Source organism: Bifidobacterium tsurumiense (assembly GCF_000741765.1).
Classification (GTDB): domain Bacteria; phylum Actinomycetota; class Actinomycetes; order Actinomycetales; family Bifidobacteriaceae; genus Bifidobacterium; species Bifidobacterium tsurumiense.
Genome location: NZ_JGZU01000011.1, coordinates 113,481 through 131,402, shown reverse-complemented (window position 1 = coordinate 131,402; position 17,922 = coordinate 113,481). Strand labels below are relative to the sequence as shown.

The following is a 17,922-nucleotide window of genomic DNA, read 5'->3' as shown; positions in this document are numbered from 1 at the left end:
CTCGAAGGAGGCGTCAACGCCGACATCAAGCGGATCCTGCATGCGCACCGCGGCCTTGGCGAGGAGCGCATGCGACGCTGCTGCGAGTGGGTGCTTTACATGAAGACCGCGGATCCGAGGCCGGAACGATTCGTCACCCCGGAGCTATGGGGGCGGGCGACTGCCGAACTGGCACGGCATCCCGTCGCCCGCACGGACCATACCGAAGTGCAACGGCCGGCACCCGGAATCGATGCATGGGAAGGAGGTTTCGGCATCAGAAAGGGATGGGCAGGACGACCACTCTGACACGCCGTATTAGACACACATTTTGTCCATTAACCCAGAAATGGCTAATCGCATAGAAAACAGGCGGTACGCAATGAGCAGAAGCAAAGCCCTAGAAAACAAGTAGCTCGCGTACGTCGTAGACGGATTCAACGGATTCCCCGCTGGTGCACTCTCCGGTCAAGTGCCATGATCAACGCGACCATGCCGTCATTTTTTCGGTGGATTTCTGCTTGTCAGGTTTGATGTTCCCGGCGGGGTCTTGCCGGATGATGATATTGGCAGTCATCCACGCCAGCACTAGGTGTCCAACATGTGCACGCCATCCCAAAACCGAGACGACCTCAATTTCCTAAATATCGAGTCAAAAACGGCATAAAATCCCTGCTGAAATCGTATAACCTCAGCAGGGATACGATGCTTGCACACTCGAGCAAGCTCGGTGCGTAAGCGAGCGCCACCCGTGCGCACTTCGTGCGTGCTTGGGATGTGTTGCTCGGTACTTATTTGTGGAGCTAAGGGGATTCGAACCCCTGACCCTCTCCATGCCATGGAGATGCGCTACCAGCTGCGCCATAGCCCCGAATGGGTGTCCCTTGCGGACCTCAGAAATATTACAGCAGTGTAATTTGTGAAGCAAGTACGGCGTGTCGAAGAGGATATTTACGCGTCTCTCCATTCTGAAAGCCTCATTCTTCGACTCTCAGAACAGAGCAGATGATCAAGATGCTGCAAGCGTCCTATCTCCATTGAAAGGCTTGGTGATAGGACGCTATTGCATCAAATCGGATCTCACTTCAGCGATGATGGCCTATAAACCTCGTTATTCACCAATCTTTTTGCAGCGTTCGGATCGTGTGCGGGAAGCAGGACGACGGGTTTCTGCATGGCGAAAGTCTTGATCTTTCGCAGCTGTTCAATCGCAAGATGTGAATTCGAGTTCACTCCGTCGGTTTCTTCCATATCCAGCAGGCGCTGATCATAGGTCACATCGCCTCCCAAGAAATACGCCGCTTCATCAGCGAACACAACGACGGACATATGCCCGGGAACATGCCCCGGAGTGGGCACTCCCACTACTCGACCGTCTTTGGTGATCGGATATGTCTTTTCCCAAGGTCCCAGTGCCGGTCCGCTGAGTTGCAACAGTTCGGGATGGAAATGATCCGGCCAATACTGAGGTGCAGCCCCTTCTATCGTTGCACGAAAACGCTTGCGATAGAAATCCCAATGTTCTTGTGCAACAAGTATGCGGGCTCGTGAGAGGTCTTCCGGGCCGTCGCCGTGGTCGTGGTGTAAATGAGACACAACGACCGCCTGTAAATCCTCCGGACTCAAATTCCGCTGCTTCAGGAGGGCTCCGATTGCCTCTTCTGGTTTTACGTTGATATCGACATCCATCTGAAAGAATGGGTGCCACCAAGGGAGCCCTCGATGATCCGAGGCCTTGGGAGATTCACCTGTATCAAACAGAATGGGGCCCTCGGGGTGCTCAATCAAATATGTGTTGATGGGCAGCGGTTGAGTCCAGCGTCTATCGCCGAAGATTGCCTTGGCTCTCCTGAGCAGCACCGGCTTATTCGCGCTTTGGTGGCGATGAGAAGGACGAATACGAATCGTGCCGGTCTGCAATATCGATACGCTTACACTCATGTGTTTCTCCTAGATGGTTTGCGGATTGCGTGGTCAAACCGTTTTAAGCCGACTGACATCATCGATATTGGTTCCCAAGCCATTGCGGCTTGCATAAGAGATGAAAATGCTAATTTGTTTCGCTAGGTCTTGAGTGGATATGGGCCGCGCCTGCATAAGCCATTGCGTAGTCATCCACGTCACGCCGGCTGCAATCGCCGAACAGGAAACCTCAGGAGGCAAAACGCCGTTATTGAGCGCAGCAGAAACAGGAGAATGATTTCGTAGTCGATTGCTGACAAAGGAAACGATTTGCTCATATGCCATCTGGCAACCAGGGCCATTGAGGATTTTGGTGAAATAGCCGGCATTCCGCTCAAGACGATCGAGAATGCTTTTGAATGCGGCAGACATACGCATAGAGGGATCCGCTTCATCCGCGAATGAACTGAGATCAAAGCCGTCAAACGCCTTATCGAGGCGTTCGCGCGCAGACGATGCGAAGGCTGATGGAATATCGCGGAAGCAAGCATAGAATGTCGGACGCGTTAAGCCTGCGGCGTTCACGATATCGGTCACTGTTATTCGATTAATATCGTCCGTTGCATCAATGAGCTCGGTGACTGCTTGAATAATCTTGGCATACGATTTCTGCAGTCTTGAACTTTTACACATGTAAAAATAATAACTTGTCTCTTTACAATATGCAATATTGGCATTCAATGATGTTTAGGCGGAAACAAGACGTGCAGTATGAATTGCCATTGAACCGAAACATTCTTGTGATCATGCCGTCGCAAATTCTCACGAAGCAGACAAAACACGTATTGTGTTTGAGCCCTGTGTTCTAGTCCTGTATTCGAGAATGCATAGCAAAGCCGTCTATGGAATCCATCCATAAACGGCTTTTCAAAACATGGATTGAGCGACCGGCTCGATCTCGTGAATGCACGCATCAATACATATGCTTTTGATGGAAGCTCATACATTCACCTTCGCCATGTCTATTCTTTTGCGGAGATGTCCCGTTTGCCATGTTCGCGCAAATCCGGCCATGGCTTGGGAAGCAAATGCTCCAAATCCACATCAAGCACTTCTGCCAAAGCGATCAATGTTCGTGATGTTGGATTCGGAGATAACGTGTCATTAAATCCACCGGATTCAATGCGTTGATATTGCACCTTGGATATTTTTGCAGCACGAGCCACCTCGGCTTGGCTCAGTTTCAACTGCTTGCGATACCGACGCAAGTTCTCGCCGATGCTTTTGATATAGTCTTCCCACTCAATGTCCTGTCGAATGCCTGTAACACTCATCAGAGCCTCGCCCCCCCCCCTAAGCCGCACATCGAAATTGACGCATGCGTTACCTCAGACGGCACCCAACCACAATCTCGATTTCTGCGTGTCACTTATTTACGCGCCAAAATGGTATCACGCTGTACCGTTGAATACAATTTGGTTACCTCATGGGTTTTATGTTGTTCGGATGGCAATCCAGTCAGATCTTCGAGTGCAACAGTACGTCTATTCCTAGTATTTTCAAGGTATTTCAACAGACTACGGAAATTTCAAACCATAATCATTTGATATAACCAGATGAACAATGGATTGTATTTTGTCTAAAAATTGTCATACACGATATATATTTCTCGGTTCTATTGGTATGACGGCATACTTCCACGAACGAGTAGAGCCCTGTAGACGGCACTCTCCTGCAGAGACATCTCACGAGACATCTCCACCGGCATGAGAAACCCTCGAAAAAACATTGAGGGTGTCCACAACCGATATGGCTGTGAGCACCCTCATGAAATACTGTTCAGACGGCTGCGATTCGATTATTCAGTAGTGCTGCTTTGCGCTGCGGCATTTGAGTTAGACGTCGTGGTTTTGCTAGACGAACTATTGGTGCCGGTTGTGCTTGAAGAATCGCTACCCGTAGTGCTGTCGCTTGTCGAAGAATCCGTCGAACTGCTTGAGCTGCTGTCGCTACTGCTTGACCCTGAGCTTTCGGTCGAGGAGCTGGAAGGGCTCGGACTACTGGTCGATGTCGAGGAGTCACTGTCTTCAGAACCGGAAGTGGAATCGTCGGTACTAGTACTCGAGCTCGAAGAGCTAGGACTCGATGATTCGCTTGGAGTCGCATCATATGTCGGCGTGGGGGTACTGCTGTCCTCTGTGCTTGTGGGCTCGGGAACCACCGTTGAATGCGTGACGATATCGCGTACGACACTGTCCGTGCCCTGACCATGGGTAATCCACAAAATAACACCAGCCGTAATGCCTACCGCGACCAATGCACTCACCACAGAAACTATTATGGCGATACGTTTATTTCGGCGTACACGTTCCTTATCGGCAGCCAATATGGATGATTTCGCATGCTGCTGAGTAGGATCCGAGGCGACTGTGCGACCAGTATTATCACCTTCCGCACTCTTGTCTGCGTCTCCAAGAACCGTCGTATGTTCGCCATCCTCACCAAGCTGTATGGATGGCGTGTCTTGCTCGGCGCCCTGGGAAAGTCGCTGCAAGTCTTTGGATTCGACGGTATCGGCGAACACGGTTGTGACTTCTGCATCGGATTTGCCGTCAGCATCTGTCTTGTCTGCCTGTGCGTTCGACGAGATCACCGTTGTCTCATCTTCGTTCGAAGTTGCACCTTGTTTCTCATTACCATTCGAAGTCGTTGCGAATGAAGTGGTGAATGGTGCAACCGTTTGAATCTTCTCAGAAGATGCCTTGAGCATATTTTGATATATCTGCGATGCGACAGCTGAAACGATGGAACCTATTGCCACGCCGATAACAGAGCCCGCTATGCCAATTTTCGCCGACAGCAAGAAAGATGTCACCGCTGCCAAGGCACCCGCAGAGATCTGCGAAAACGATATACCTTTGAAAAAATTCCTCACATGCATGACCATAACCGAAACTGCTGTATATCTGCTTGAAAGCTTGTTGAATCTTCCGGAATTCTTACAGCATTTGATCAATCCGTGAAGCTTGTTGACACGACTTCGACAACAGTGAATTTGTTCACACACCGCCGATTTGGTGGCAAAATTGAAAAGGTATGAAGTAGTCTGGAAATACCGCGTTTGAAAGGACGGCATACCATGGCAACACTCACAGAAGAGATGAAAGAATTCATCGCCAACAACCTTGCTTGGATCACCACCATTAGCAAGGAAGGCGAACTTGATCTCGGTCCAAAGATGTCAATGTTCGTTTTGGATGACGACCATCTGGCATATCACGAGCGCACTGCAGGCCAGCATTACCGCAACCTTGTCGACGGCAGCCCATTGGTCGTGGCATTTGCCAATTTGCAGGAAAAGAAGGGGTATCGCTTCCGCGGAAACGTTACGCTGCACAAGGATGACGATATTTACGAGGCACAGGTCAAGGTCGCCGAAGAGAACGGCACCAAGGTACCCGCTGTGATTCCGGTGCTCGAGATCACCGAGATTCAGGATCTGTCCGCTGGCGCCAAGGCTGGCACCACCATTTCCAAGGACTGATATGCCTATTTTTGCCATTGCGTAGCAGATAACACGTAATGCATGAGTTCGGCCGCCATCACACCATTGATGGCGGCCGAACTGTATTTCGCGAGATAGGATGAACTCTTAATACTTACAACTGAGGGTGTTCCCAATACTCGGTATCGGCTATGGCAGGACCATGGTTGTAATCCATAAGCCGCCAACGAATGGACCCCGACTGGACCATGGGGATCAGCCGAGCCCAATGGGCATTGCGCATAGAAAGTATCCCTGCGAAATCAGCTTCGATTTTATCCAATCCTAACAAGGTTTGAAGGGTCTGAGATATCCAGGCACCATGGGAGAACACATAGAGATCGGTATCGTCACCGGCTTTGCTCCCCCAATCCTGGAGCGCTTCAACCCCACGAGCACCGACGGCTTCCTTGGCTTCGGCACCGTATTTCATTTCCCCGCCTCTATGCTCGGCCCACAGGCGGAAATCCTCAGGGTAACGTTCTCGGAGTTCTTCTACCGAAATACCTTCCCATTCGCCAAAATTGCGTTCTCTTACGCGGGCCTCCGGATGCACGGAAAGACCGAGCGGATCGGCGAAAGCATGAGCGGTATCAACTGCCCTGCCGAGATCGGAACAGATGACAAGCTGCTTGCGCTGACCGTGATAACGCTCGACATAAAGCTCTCGCAAAGCTTGTGCAGTCTGCTTGATCTGCCACTGCCCCACTTCATCCAATGGAATATCGATTTGTCCCTGAAGCCTGTGAGCGGCATTATAGGCAGTCCTGCCGTGTCGTACCAAGGTTATGGAATGTACATGTTGCGGTGCATTATCGGGAAGATTGAAGATCACGCGACCTTCTTCGCTAGCATTGCGCTGTGGTTGTTCTGTATTCGCCATTTTCCGCCTTTCAAAGCCGCTCGAAGATCAAATACCATGTCTCCATAATGAAAACAGTTTTGGGTGACGATAGAAACAACCACCGTCACCCAAAACTCGCAATATCAAAGTATCCAAAGACTACTCTTCAACAGTAGCATCCTCTTGGTCAGCTTCTGATCCAGGATGTTCAGGAAGCTGCAAATCAATAGCCGGGCAGTCACGCCACAGACGTTCCAATCCGTAAAACTCACGAGCTTCCTCATGCATGATATGGATGACGAAATCCCCATAATCCAGCAAAATCCATTGCGCTTCGTCAAGGCCTTCGCGGGAACGAGGGGAACGCTTATCGTCTTTGAGATAAAGATCCTTTTCCACCTCTTCGGCCACAGCCAGAACCTGTCGCTCATTCGATGCTGTTGCAATGAGCATGGCATCTGTGATGGCAATTGGTTCAGTGACGTCAAATGCCACGATTTCTGTGGCCTTCATCCGATCAGCGGCTGCTGCCGCAATTCGTACGGCATCGATTGAACTTTGCAAAGCTGGCATAAATTAACGCTCCCAAGCGGGTTTCCAACCCTCGACATTATGTTGTGTGTTCTCTGAATATACCAAGGAGTCTTCCTCAACGTCATGGCGCACGACCGAACCAGCGCCCGTGGTCACTCCATCACCGACGTTTACCGGTGCAACGAACAGGTTGCCCGCGCCGACATGCACATTGGATCCGATATGCGTATGGTGCTTATGGACTCCATCGTAGTTGGCAGTAATCGTACCGCCGCCAATATTGGTATGCTCCCCTAGATCGGCATCGCCCACATAGCTCAGATGCGGAACCTTGGTGCCATTGCCGATATGAGCCTTCTTCATTTCCACAAATGCGCCGGCCTTGGTTCCTTCGCCCAGCTCATTGCCTGGACGCAGATATGTCCACGGGCCAATTGTGGCATTGGCTCCGATATGCGAATCCTGCACACGAGAGCGCTCAACAGTTGCACCATCGTCTACTACTGCATCAATCAACGTAGTGTCAGGACCTATTACTGCATGCGGCGCAACAGTCGTGCTGCCACGCAGATAGCTGCCGGGCAATATGGTGACATCATGCGCCAACACGACATCATCTTCAATCCAAGTGGTTTCAGGATCGAGAATGGTGACGCCTTCTTCCATCCAATGGGCGCACACTCTGGCATTGTGCTGCTTGGACAAAGCAGCCAACTGAATGCGATCGTTGACGCCTTCCACGCTCAGCGGATCCGGTGCGGCAAACGCTCCGACCTTGCCTGTTGACTTGGCTGTCTCCAGTGCATCGGTGAGATAGAACTCGCCCTGGGCATTGCGTGAGTCCAAACCTTGAATCGATTCGGCCAGAACATCGGCATCAAAAACGTACACCGAGGTATTCACCTCGTGAACAGCCAGTTCGCTGCTATTGGCATCCTTCTGTTCCACAATGCGAAGCACATTGCCTTCGCGATCGCGGATGATACGGCCATATCCTGTCGGATCGTCAAGAATCGTGGTCAGAACAGTCGCACCATTTCCGCTTTGAGCGTGGAAATCTAGCAGTGAATGAAGCGTTGCACTGTCGAGCAACGGCATATCAGAAGCAGCGATCAGGACCGGACCGTGCACGCCGCCTTGTTCACTCAGTTGCTTCATGGCGCATTGAACCGCACGACCGGTTCCGGGAATATCGTCTTGATGAACGATGGTGACCTGATCATCGTATGACTGCGCCGCAGCCGCAACTCGATCGGCCTGATAATGCACAACAACTGCTAGCGTTTCCGGTTCCAAGGAACGAACGGAAGCCATGACGCGCTTGAGGAAGGTAACTCCGGCGAATTCATGAAGCACCTTGGGCATATCTGATTTCATCCGGGTGCCTTCACCTGCGGCAAGAATAATTGCTGCGGATAATGCCATAACGGTCATATCTCCATTCTGTCAGGTCTGTTGTCTCTGATCGACTTGCGATGGCAGTGGCAACTCTCTAGGCGATACTGCCTCAGCCAATGCAGGCCGCTATCGGTTTCCCGTTTTTGACCGAACAACGATTGTAATCTGTTGTTCGGATAAGATTATCTGCCGTGATTCAAGAATTAGTGGAAACTCACTGAAAATTGAATGTTGCTATCACACAGCGCCTTAGACCTCGGTCTGAGCAGCTCTTTTCAGTGCAGCTTGAAGTTCAGGATCCACTGCGAACAAATACAAACCATGAGCACCACGTTTAAGGAGCACATTGAGCTCGTTACGCAAATTTACTTGCGAATAGTCTATATTCCCATCTCGCCTATTCGTCGCAGCCCTGTTTTTGCTTGCCGACCTGTCGAAGACGATCTTGCCATCCCTGAACTTTACAGAAGGTCCGATAATTACACCAACAAAATTGAGATCAAAGCCCTGAATCGAGAAGGTAGAACCCACCTCATTGATTGTTTGCGGCGCCTCTGCCCATACTTCTGTCGTTTTCAATCCTGTATTCGTTGTCGGATGAGGCAATTGATAATTCCAGGGGTGGCAGAAATAATCTGCTCTTTCATCGACATGATATGGATCATATCCTTGATTCTGTTGTGTCCCTGGTCCCATCTTCCAGTGTTTTGTATCCGGATCAAGATGCATCTCCACGCACCATAGATATTCTGGATTATTCGGATTTTCTTTATTTGAGTATTGCCAATCATATGTTGCCACGACGCGAGACAGTCCCCGTTTTAAACGATCATCGTTTTGTGGCTGTTCATGTTTCTTTATGGCTTTAAATAATTCAACCGGGGAATCAAAAACCTTGATTTCATATGGTTTACAATCTTCGTCTCGATTATGAATATCGGGCTCGGAATCATAAACTCTTCCCATGTCTTGGGGAATTCTGTCAATAGATCTGCCGCTTGCGAGGTTATCGATCCAATCTATGGTGTCATCGTCTGCAGCGATACGGAATTGTTGTGTCAAGTGGATATGACCGAGTTTGAAATCTTCTCCCCACGCATGAAGATCGCTCATATTCCGCACGTCGAATGTTTCGGCTGAACGAGCACTTTCCAACTCATTATTCGGGAACAATGCACTGAGTTCATCCTTGTCCCATTGCTGCGCAGTCTGCAGTATCTGATGGGGATCAAAAACGGCAATGACAACCTTTGCTCTACGCAGGATATCGTGCAGCATATTCTTGCCTCGATATCCTTGCCGACCTTGAGTGAGCAGCAGATGTGCCTCGTCGATGAGAACGATATCCGCTTTATCATCCAAAGGCCTATTGATATCGATATTGTTCTTTTCGTCTCTCCCGCTGAATTCATTAATGAATGGGGCAGGTTTCATGACGACTTTGTTAGCCGCTGTCTGCATACCAAGTTTCGTTGCGATTTGGTTATAAACATTGACCTGTTGATCATGATTAACCAGAATATATGCCCTCTTGTGTTTGAAAATGGAATTCCCAGAAGTCGATAACGCTGCAGAGTCCTCGTCCGTTTCTGCATCTGTGCCATCAAATGCAATTTCATTGTAGATGCGATAGAGTAAGTGACTCAATAAAACGGTTTTTCCGGTACCAGCCGCTCCGTGTACAAATATCAGGCTTGAAGGCCGACTGATCGGCTTCTTCTCTTCATGCTTATTGTCTGCGTTCGTTTTGGATTTCGAATGTGATTCCTTTCCAAATTCATCAACCAAAACCTGCATTATCGTATCTTCAGCAGCAAGCTGTTCTTTGCTGAGCTGATGGAATGGCGAAGCTTTGAATAAAGCTGAATCTCTAATAATTTGCTCAGCCGGAAACAGTTCAGGGTTTTGCTTATGCAGCTCCAACCAGATTTCAGAGAACAGTCCTTCAAATTCGTTTTTAGTGAAGTAATCCCCCTGGGCATTGGTTTGTCGATTATTCAAAGCTCTGACAGGATTCGAGCTGAGCATGTACTGCATCAGTTTGTTTTCCACATCAAGAGTCAGTGATTTGTTGAAATGCTCATGTCCAATGACATACTGAGTCACTGATTCTGGATTCGCTTCCAGTCGTTCCTTGATATCGTTCCAGTCTTTTCGGTTTTTGGGATCAATATGGATATGTTCAGCGCTCCTACGGAGTATGTTGTTTGTTTCACCTACATATACCGTGTATTTCGATTGATCGGTCTTGTTTCTTTGCTCTTGGGCATTGACTATGTACACTGTGGGATAACGAAGCAGAAGGCTCGCAGCATAGCGAGCAACATGCGATTCACGCTCATGTTGACATAATGCATAAATCTTATCTTCGGTCGTGAAATCGGCAAGAGGCAGATTGATCACAATCGGTTTTGCAAGCTCGTTATTGGTCACCCGCCCATTATATTCACTGGACTGTCTGTATTGAGCCAAGTCAAAACAAAGATTGCGTGATCACATTGATTCAATTTTGGACGGCTGTCGCGATTACAATCGAAACATGATTTCGGATATCACAATCGATAAGATCCGTCAGTTTATTGCCGACCGCGACTGGGATCAATTTCATACCCCAGGAGCCTTGGCCCGCTCAGTAAGCATCGAGGCAGGTGAATTGCTCGAATGTTTCCAGTGGTCGGATGAACCACGCGATGGCAACCTAGAGCATGTGCACGAGGAAATTGCAGATGTGCTCATCTATTGCATCATGCTGTCCAACAAACTTGGGTTTGATCTCGATGAGATAGTACTCGATAAATTGCATAAGAATGCTGAGAAATATCCTGTCTCAACTGCAAAAGGCAGCAGTGCTAAACAGTGAACATTTGGTAGTCCAAATCAACAAATAGGGCCCTTGCCTCTACGCAAGAGCCCTTTCGTCAACCCACCTGGATTCGAACCTAGGCACAGGGTTCCGAAGGCTCCTGAGTTGTCAGTACGCCGTTGAACACTTGGAACGTTATCCTGCACGCAGTATCAGTTCCGTACGTATGCTCCAGAATCTGAATACAGCACATCCTTGCTCAATGGATCATTTAGAGACATGCCGGCATGGGATAAATCTCTGCCTGCTTCGGAATCCGGATCCCATTGTGCCACGGATTGACCTGCAGCGATGAGTTTCCAGCTGGCTGCACTCATATGCGTGTAATTTCCATCAGGATAACTGACATCATGAATACTATATGCGCCGTTTTCCCAAGTGAATCTGCCGCTTAAGTCAATATGCTGCACATCATGGTCCACGCCAATCAGTGCGGGTTGGTCATCGACACGGATGGTGCCGCTGAAACTCCCGTCCTCGGTGATTGTGATGTTATTTATCACGTCACCGCGATCCGATGTGTAGCAAGTCCAATCACCAGCGAGTTTGCTCAAAGCGGTCTTTGCCTCATCGTCCTTGGACGAAGAAGAGGCATCAGTGCCTTGAGACCCTATATGCGCATCCACATCAAGAGCATCCCATTGAATCGGATTTTCTACCAGATAATATGCTTTCTGGGCGGAAGGGTACGGTGCAAATTTCACCGGCTTACCCTTTTCCGATGGCACAAAGGGATTGGTGTAATTGGTTGCGCTATCATACTTCGCTGTGGTCTGGTCATAGGCCATGGGATCCCTCCGAAGAATATATGGTCTGGTTGCATCCGGCTTATCGGCATCGTCGCCTTGTTTCGAGTCCTTGAAATACCCGTTTTGCTCCAAAGTGTCGATATGCGCCCCAACAGGAACCACGAGCATGAAATCATCCATTTTGTATTCCAAACCTGATCTAGGCAAGCTAGCAATCTGGGAATACAAAGGGTCATTCACTGAAACGGTTTGAATTTTCCCATCGATACAGAACTGTGCAATTCCTCCAATAAAAACAGAATCGCCGCAATATGGCAGCCCTTGGTTGGCATATATTTCAAAGGCGCCGCTATCTCCTGCCAGCAGATGATTGGTCATTGCAAACGCTTGTGTTCCGGGTATTTGCTCTGCCGCGCATGCAGCCGATGGATTCTGCGAATAGTTGCACATCGACAACAACTCATTGTCATGATCCTTATCGTTCAAAGCCAATGCGTCATTGCCGTGCTTGTCCTTAGAGTCATCCAATGCGATGCAATCGCCGTCATCAGTGCACCATTGGCCTGCTAGTGCACTGGCACCGGTGGCAATATGAATATCCGTTCCATCGATATTCGTTGCCGGTGCGACCACGTCTTTGGATTGCGATGCGTCAGCACCGTAATAGAGAACGACGTTTTTGCTGCTCGACGGCGCTCCTATGGAAGGCTGAGCGGATACGATTTTGCCCATATTGTCTTTGCCGGAAAAGCGAGGCTGCAAATCAACCGTGAATCCCTGAGATTCCAGGTCCGACTTCGCACTGTCTTTGTCCATCCCGGCAATCTCGATGGGTATGCCCTCACCTTTGACACCTACTCCGATATGAATGCCATCTGAGATATCCAATACTGGATTGCCTTGGCTTGGATTCGTGGCAACGACTTTGTCCGCAGTATTGGAGATGACTTTGTTCACCGTGACAGGAACACCCATGTCCTTGACATCACTGATCGCGTCATCGCTCGATTTGCCCACTGTTCCCTCCGGAACGCCAGGTCCCAACGATTGCATCACGGTTATAGGAGTCGATCTGGAAATCTTATCGCCTTGCTTGACTCCGTCTAAGCCTATGAAGGCACCTTTTTTCATAGAGGAGAACATCTTCTTCGTCGTTACGCTGAACCCCTGCTCTTTGAGCTTTGCAACAGCGTCTTGCGCAGTAGAAACCTGAATCACGGGGATGGTTCTAGGACCCCACAATTCCATTGTTCTAGTGATCAGCAGCGCAGATACCACCACCGAAACGGTGACAAGCGCTGCGATTATGAGAATAAGCGGTTTGCGATGATGTGCCTTGGCAGAATTATCAGATGAAACTGCATTGGCTGCGAGTGCATCATTTGAGGCAGATATACCTGCCGTAGCGGTTTCGTTCGAATCTGCCGTCTGGTTCTCAGCAACATCACCATATGAATGTTGAATGTGTTCCTCTGTTTTCGGCTTTCCTAAAGAAGATCCGCATTGGATGCAAAATTGGTTCCCATCTTCGTTGCCGTGTCCGCATTGATTGCAAATAACCATTGCAATTCTCCCCTACTTCTCATATTGCCAGCGGGGCTATGGCGACTCATCAATCACATTGTTGAAGTGTTGACGGCATACCCCCATGCCATATATAGACTCATCCTACTCCTGTGCCGGATAGGACATGTGGCAGCAACGTATCGAGTGGAGGATGGATATTCAAAGATTCTTTCGCATACGAAAATGCGATATTGGGGACATACAGCCCGGATAGGCGCATATCCCCAATATGAACGATTCACCGCAGAAGATATTTAGTGTTGTCCGTAGACGTTTTGGTAGCGGTCGTTGAGCTTGTCGATGTCCTCCTGGGCGATCGGGATGATATCACCCAACTGGCTCGCGGCCCACATCGTATGAGCCACCTCCTCGGTCATCGCGGCCGCCTTCACCGCCGCCTCGGCATCCCTSCCCACCGTGAACGACCATGATTCTGCATCAGCACCGCAGGAGACTTCGGAGCGCTCCAACGTCTCCACCACGCCACGGCCGATCGCCTCCGAACCGATCAGACGGAACGGACCCACCGGCACCGGACCGCCGAACTCATCACCCATCATCGTCAACCCGCACGGAATCTCACGACCCGTCGCAGCCCACGCCGTCGCATACGTCGAATGCGTATGCACCACACCGTACACGTCAGGCATATGCCGATAGATATACGCATGCGAAGCCGTATCCGAACTCGGCGACTCAGACCCGTCCACCACATTGCCGTCCAGATCGCACACCACCATCGAGGACGGAGTCAAAAACTCATAGCGCAGACCCGAAGGCTTGATCACCATCAGATCAGCCGTACGCAGACGCTGCGACACGTTGCCCGCGGTCCACACCACCAGATTCCACTTGACCAACTGCTCATGCAACGAGGCCACCACCTCACGCACCTGCTTCACCTCAGCCCTGACCTCAGGACCAAAATCAGCCAAAGACACCATAACAACAATCCTTTCTGATGAAATTTCAATATGGACTGCTCATTGCAAGGAATGGGCAGTCCATGCATTCACTATCAATGACTCGAGCTATGCAATGCCATAGGCATGCGGCATCATGCCGGCTCTGCCCGCAAGGCCAGTGTTGTATGCAAACTGATCCTTGCCCACAACAGGCTCCTGACGTATGCCCACCTTGTCGAATAGCTCATCAAAATAGGCTTTTGCCTTGCGCACTTCAGCGACTGGATCGGATGCGGTACTGGTCCACATCTCAATGGTGAAGCTCCCGTTGTATTGCAGTCGTTTAAAGATACGCAAACATGCTTCGAAATCGACAGTGCCGTCACCGAAAGGCACTTCTTTGAACTTTCCTTGAGATGTTGTCGTTACGGGTTCGGTATCTTTGAGGTGAACTGCGACGATATCGTTGATATATCGTTCGATATCCTTGGCGACATCCACTTCCGGCCATGCACTGAGATTGCCGACATCCGGATAAGCCTGCAAAAAAGGACTATGGATCTGCGTTTTCAGATAATCGATTTTTTCGATCGAATTCAAAAAAGGATCATCCATGGTTTCGACGGATAGCATCACCATCTTTTTTGCTGCCATATGCACGCATTTGGCGAGATTCTCGATATACCACTCACGGCTCATCGCGGTTTTCGGCTCATAATACACGTCATATCCAGCCATCTGAATATTGCGTATCCCTAAATCCACTGCCAAATCAATGGCTTGTTGCATCATCTCCAGCGCCTTGGCTCGTACTTCGGGATCCTTTGCTCCCAGAGGATACCTACGGTGTCCTGAAAGCATAAGGGTGTTGATGCGGTTGCCGGTTTTCCACATAGCCTGGCGGAACGATTCGCGTTCGCCTCGTGTCCAGGAAAGACGGGCGAGACGCTCATCGCTTTCATCTATGGAGAATTCCAGAAAATTGAATCCAAGATCATGGACCAGCGTGAACATTTCTTCCCATGACAACCCTTGTGGCAGGGCCTTTTCATATATACCCACTGCGTTAACAGTCATTTCAGTTCCTTACATAACATCAGCGAATGGTCAATCGATATCCATTCCCATTGGTTTGGAGATATTGTGGAGTCGATTCACAGGCTTTCCAGATCCTTGCCCTTGGTCTCTCGGGCAAACAAATAGATCACCGCGCCGATGACCAGGCAGATTCCGAAGAATCCAAACGCCGTCGTGATGACACTGAGATCGATATTCTGCGATACGGCACTGCCGCCGACCAGAACGCCCATCAACGAAGGGCCGACGATTTTGGCGGTTGCACCGAGTCCATATCCAAGACCAATTCCGGTTGAACGAACCTCATTGGGGAATTGTTCTGAGCCGAAGGCGTTGATAATGCCGAAAACTCCGTCGGCAAACATCATGATGATCAATACTTCAACGTAGAACACCCAACCTGTGGGATGGAAGAAAGCTGCTGCGAAACATGCGAGGGCACCGATAATCCCATAGAGGAACATCGTCCACCTGCGGCCTATGCGATCGGCAAGCCATGCTGAACCGAATCTGCCGGCACAATCAGCGACGGCAACGCCCATGAACAGGTATGCCACCATCTGAGTTTCGAATCCAAAGGCGTTCTTCAACAGGGTCTGTCCCCAAGATTGAATGGCAAAACCACCGAGGATGAAGCAGAACGAACCTAGCGATACGATTATCAGCGGCTTGAGATGACGAGACAGCAACTCGGCATAGGAGGCCTTCTTATCCACATTGACATGTGGCATTGTACCGACTTCGCTTTCCGGGAGATTCAAAGCCCACGCCAACGACTTGCGGGCTTTGTCTTCTTGACCGTGCAGAAGATAGAAGCGAGGAGATTCGGGAACGGTATGAATCCAAATGAGAAGCAAAACCGATACCAGGCTCAATGAAACCAAAACACGCCAATTGTCTCCGACAATCCTCTGGCATATCGAACCGAGCAGCAGTCCCATCGGGATGAAAACGGAAGCCAGACCCGATAGCAAACCGCGTTGTTTGGAAGGAACGAATTCCTGAACATAGGGAATGGAAGTGATATTCAATCCCCCTACGCCCATGCCCACGCCGACGCGGCACAGTGCATACATCCACCATCCGCCATCCGGTATAAACAAGGTGAGCACAGTGAAGATCAGGAAGAACATAACGCACCAGCGGAATGCACCACGTCGTCCTATGCGATCCGAAAGGCGTCCCCACAGAATCGATCCGGCAACCGTGCCCAAACCGGTGCATGAGGTGATGATGCCGGCTTGTAGACCGGTCAATCCCCATGCGTCGGTCAGAAGGGCGATAACGAATCCCACCATGAAGATATCGAAGAATTCGGCGATATTGCCGACAACCGCCAAAGCCACCAAACTTTTCTGATGTCCTGTCAGCGGACGGGAGTCGATTTGCTCATACGCTGTTAACGCTGTGGTTTGTGCATTGGTCATATTCTCTCCTTTGAGTGATAACCACATACCGTTTTTGCAAGAATCGCGATGCGACTATCGGTTGATATCCGATCCGAGCGGAATCTGCAATTCATCAGGGTGAATTCGGGTAAGGTCACCGGTATGTGTCAGGGCAAAGCTGGATGCACGCTGTCCCCACTTGACACCTTCTTCGATATCGCCGGAAAGATATCCGTGAATGGTGGCTGCGACAAAAGAATCGCCTGCGCCCGGACGGTCGATAACCGTCACCGGCGTGGTCTTGTACTCACGGAATCCTTCCGGTCCGCGCAAATATGGCCCTTCCATATGGTTGGTGGAAACCACATACTTGCAGCCAAATCGCTTGCGCAAATCTGCAGTCACATCTTCAGGTGTACCGGTGATGCCGAATACTTCACGAGCATCGGCGATCGAGCAGAAGAGCACGCTGGTCTGCTTGGCGATGGGTTCAAGGACTTCACGGGCTTTTTCTCCACTCCACAGCTTGCTGCGATAATTGACATCAAGGATGACCTCCACGCCGCGCTTTGTCGCTTCATCCGCGGCATGACGAATGACCTCCGCCGTGATATCGGTGAGCGAAGCCGTGATGCCGGTAAGGAAGATCACCTTGGTATCCAGGATCGTGTCCCAGTCATAGTCATCGACGCCGACTGCTCGGAAAGTGGTCCATTCACGGTCGTAGATCACATTCGCAGGCATTGGATATTCGCCCGGTTCCATGAAATACAACGCTGTGCGGCCTCCTGGCCTGCGCACCATGGCATCCATATGCACACCGACTGAACGGTATTCCGAAAGAATGTAATCGCCGAGATCTCCATTGGGTAGAGCACTGGTCCACAATGCCTCACGGCCTAACTGTGCAAGCAGTCCCGCCACATTTGCCTCTGAACAGGCTGGGTTCATATGCACGTTGCGGGTGAACATCAATCGTTCGCCACGGTTCACGGTAAATCTAATCTGACCTTCGCCGATTGTTGAAATATCGAATTTCGGCTCTTGTGTTGCAGTAGTCATCACACACTTCCTTGTGGTTATGTTGGGTTTTAATTATTGAGAAGAGCCGTTGATTCAGGACCTTTGGTCGCAAGGCGATCGTCCTGAATCAACGGTGAGAATGGCATCTAA

15 protein-coding genes, 1 tRNA gene and 1 pseudogene are annotated in these 17,922 nt (G+C 50.0%); 3 read left to right on the top strand and 14 right to left on the bottom strand.

Going from position 1 to position 17,922, the window contains the following annotated elements; translation table 11 throughout:
- A pseudogene (locus BITS_RS09520) lies at positions 1–147 on the top strand (IS256 family transposase); the annotation flags it as partial.
- A 630-nt stretch (positions 148–777) separates the two neighbouring features.
- On the opposite strand, the gene BITS_RS05500 reads toward BITS_RS09520, so the two are convergent.
- From BITS_RS05500 to BITS_RS05480, 5 genes are all read right to left on the bottom strand, one after another.
- Positions 778–850 (bottom strand) — tRNA-Ala (locus BITS_RS05500).
- 209 nt (positions 851–1,059) lie between these two features.
- The gene (locus tag BITS_RS05495) at positions 1,060–1,920 is read right to left on the bottom strand and encodes an N-acyl homoserine lactonase family protein (RefSeq protein WP_026642073.1); all 861 of its coding nucleotides are present in this window, start codon (positions 1,918–1,920) and stop codon (positions 1,060–1,062) included.
- Between the two features lie 33 nt (positions 1,921–1,953).
- Positions 1,954–2,574 carry a TetR/AcrR family transcriptional regulator gene (locus BITS_RS08730; protein ID WP_026642072.1) on the bottom strand — a complete coding sequence of 207 codons (621 nt, stop codon included), beginning with the start codon at positions 2,572–2,574 and terminating at the stop codon, positions 1,954–1,956.
- A gap of 329 nt (positions 2,575–2,903) precedes the next feature.
- Positions 2,904–3,215, bottom strand: coding sequence for a helix-turn-helix domain-containing protein (locus BITS_RS05485; RefSeq protein ID WP_034533799.1), 312 nt, complete (start codon positions 3,213–3,215; stop codon positions 2,904–2,906).
- A 524-nt stretch (positions 3,216–3,739) separates the two neighbouring features.
- A complete protein-coding gene (locus BITS_RS05480; RefSeq protein ID WP_026642070.1) occupies positions 3,740–4,816 on the bottom strand; it encodes a hypothetical protein in 1,077 nt (358 codons plus the stop codon).
- Between the two features lie 204 nt (positions 4,817–5,020).
- Here BITS_RS05480 and BITS_RS05475 point away from each other — a divergent pair, with 204 nt between their 5' ends.
- Positions 5,021–5,425: a pyridoxamine 5'-phosphate oxidase family protein gene (locus tag BITS_RS05475; RefSeq protein ID WP_026642069.1), complete on the top strand. Its 405-nt coding sequence runs from the start codon at positions 5,021–5,023 to the stop codon at positions 5,423–5,425.
- A gap of 115 nt (positions 5,426–5,540) precedes the next feature.
- Here BITS_RS05475 and BITS_RS05470 read toward each other — a convergent pair whose 3' ends face one another.
- The 4 genes from BITS_RS05470 to BITS_RS05455 all read right to left on the bottom strand — a co-directional run bounded on the left by BITS_RS05470 (position 5,541) and on the right by BITS_RS05455 (position 10,634).
- Complete coding sequence (locus BITS_RS05470) at positions 5,541–6,308, bottom strand: histidine phosphatase family protein (RefSeq protein WP_081693516.1); 768 nt, start codon at positions 6,306–6,308, stop codon at positions 5,541–5,543.
- 120 nt (positions 6,309–6,428) lie between these two features.
- Positions 6,429–6,842, bottom strand: a complete 414-nt coding sequence (gene rsfS / locus BITS_RS05465; RefSeq protein WP_026642067.1) for a ribosome silencing factor — start codon at positions 6,840–6,842, stop codon at positions 6,429–6,431.
- Positions 6,843–6,845: 3 nt separating this feature from the next.
- Entirely contained in the window at positions 6,846–8,228 is a 1,383-nt protein-coding gene (gene glmU / locus BITS_RS05460) for a bifunctional UDP-N-acetylglucosamine diphosphorylase/glucosamine-1-phosphate N-acetyltransferase GlmU (RefSeq protein WP_026642066.1), read from the bottom strand.
- A 222-nt stretch (positions 8,229–8,450) separates the two neighbouring features.
- The gene (locus BITS_RS05455; RefSeq protein WP_026642065.1) at positions 8,451–10,634 is read right to left on the bottom strand and encodes a DUF2075 domain-containing protein; all 2,184 of its coding nucleotides are present in this window, start codon (positions 10,632–10,634) and stop codon (positions 8,451–8,453) included.
- Positions 10,635–10,740: 106 nt separating this feature from the next.
- On the opposite strand from BITS_RS05455, the gene BITS_RS05450 reads away from it, so the two are divergent.
- Positions 10,741–11,061 (top strand): nucleotide pyrophosphohydrolase, encoded by a 321-nt coding sequence (locus BITS_RS05450; protein WP_026642064.1) that lies wholly within the window; start codon positions 10,741–10,743, stop codon positions 11,059–11,061.
- A 155-nt stretch (positions 11,062–11,216) separates the two neighbouring features.
- Here the strand turns inward: BITS_RS05450 and BITS_RS05445 are convergent, their stop codons facing one another.
- The 5 genes from BITS_RS05445 to BITS_RS05425 all read right to left on the bottom strand — a co-directional run bounded on the left by BITS_RS05445 (position 11,217) and on the right by BITS_RS05425 (position 17,811).
- Complete coding sequence (locus BITS_RS05445) at positions 11,217–13,376, bottom strand: zinc-ribbon domain-containing protein (protein ID WP_051264335.1); 2,160 nt, start codon at positions 13,374–13,376, stop codon at positions 11,217–11,219.
- A gap of 257 nt (positions 13,377–13,633) precedes the next feature.
- The gene (locus BITS_RS05440) at positions 13,634–14,323 is read right to left on the bottom strand and encodes an L-ribulose-5-phosphate 4-epimerase (RefSeq protein ID WP_081890985.1); all 690 of its coding nucleotides are present in this window, start codon (positions 14,321–14,323) and stop codon (positions 13,634–13,636) included.
- A gap of 87 nt (positions 14,324–14,410) precedes the next feature.
- The gene (locus BITS_RS05435) at positions 14,411–15,361 is read right to left on the bottom strand and encodes an L-ribulose-5-phosphate 3-epimerase (RefSeq protein ID WP_081693515.1); all 951 of its coding nucleotides are present in this window, start codon (positions 15,359–15,361) and stop codon (positions 14,411–14,413) included.
- Between the two features lie 77 nt (positions 15,362–15,438).
- Positions 15,439–16,788, bottom strand: a complete 1,350-nt coding sequence (locus BITS_RS05430; protein WP_026642062.1) for an MFS transporter — start codon at positions 16,786–16,788, stop codon at positions 15,439–15,441.
- A 54-nt stretch (positions 16,789–16,842) separates the two neighbouring features.
- Positions 16,843–17,811 (bottom strand): sugar kinase, encoded by a 969-nt coding sequence (locus BITS_RS05425; RefSeq protein WP_026642061.1) that lies wholly within the window; start codon positions 17,809–17,811, stop codon positions 16,843–16,845.
- Between the last annotated feature and the right edge of the window lie 111 nt (positions 17,812–17,922).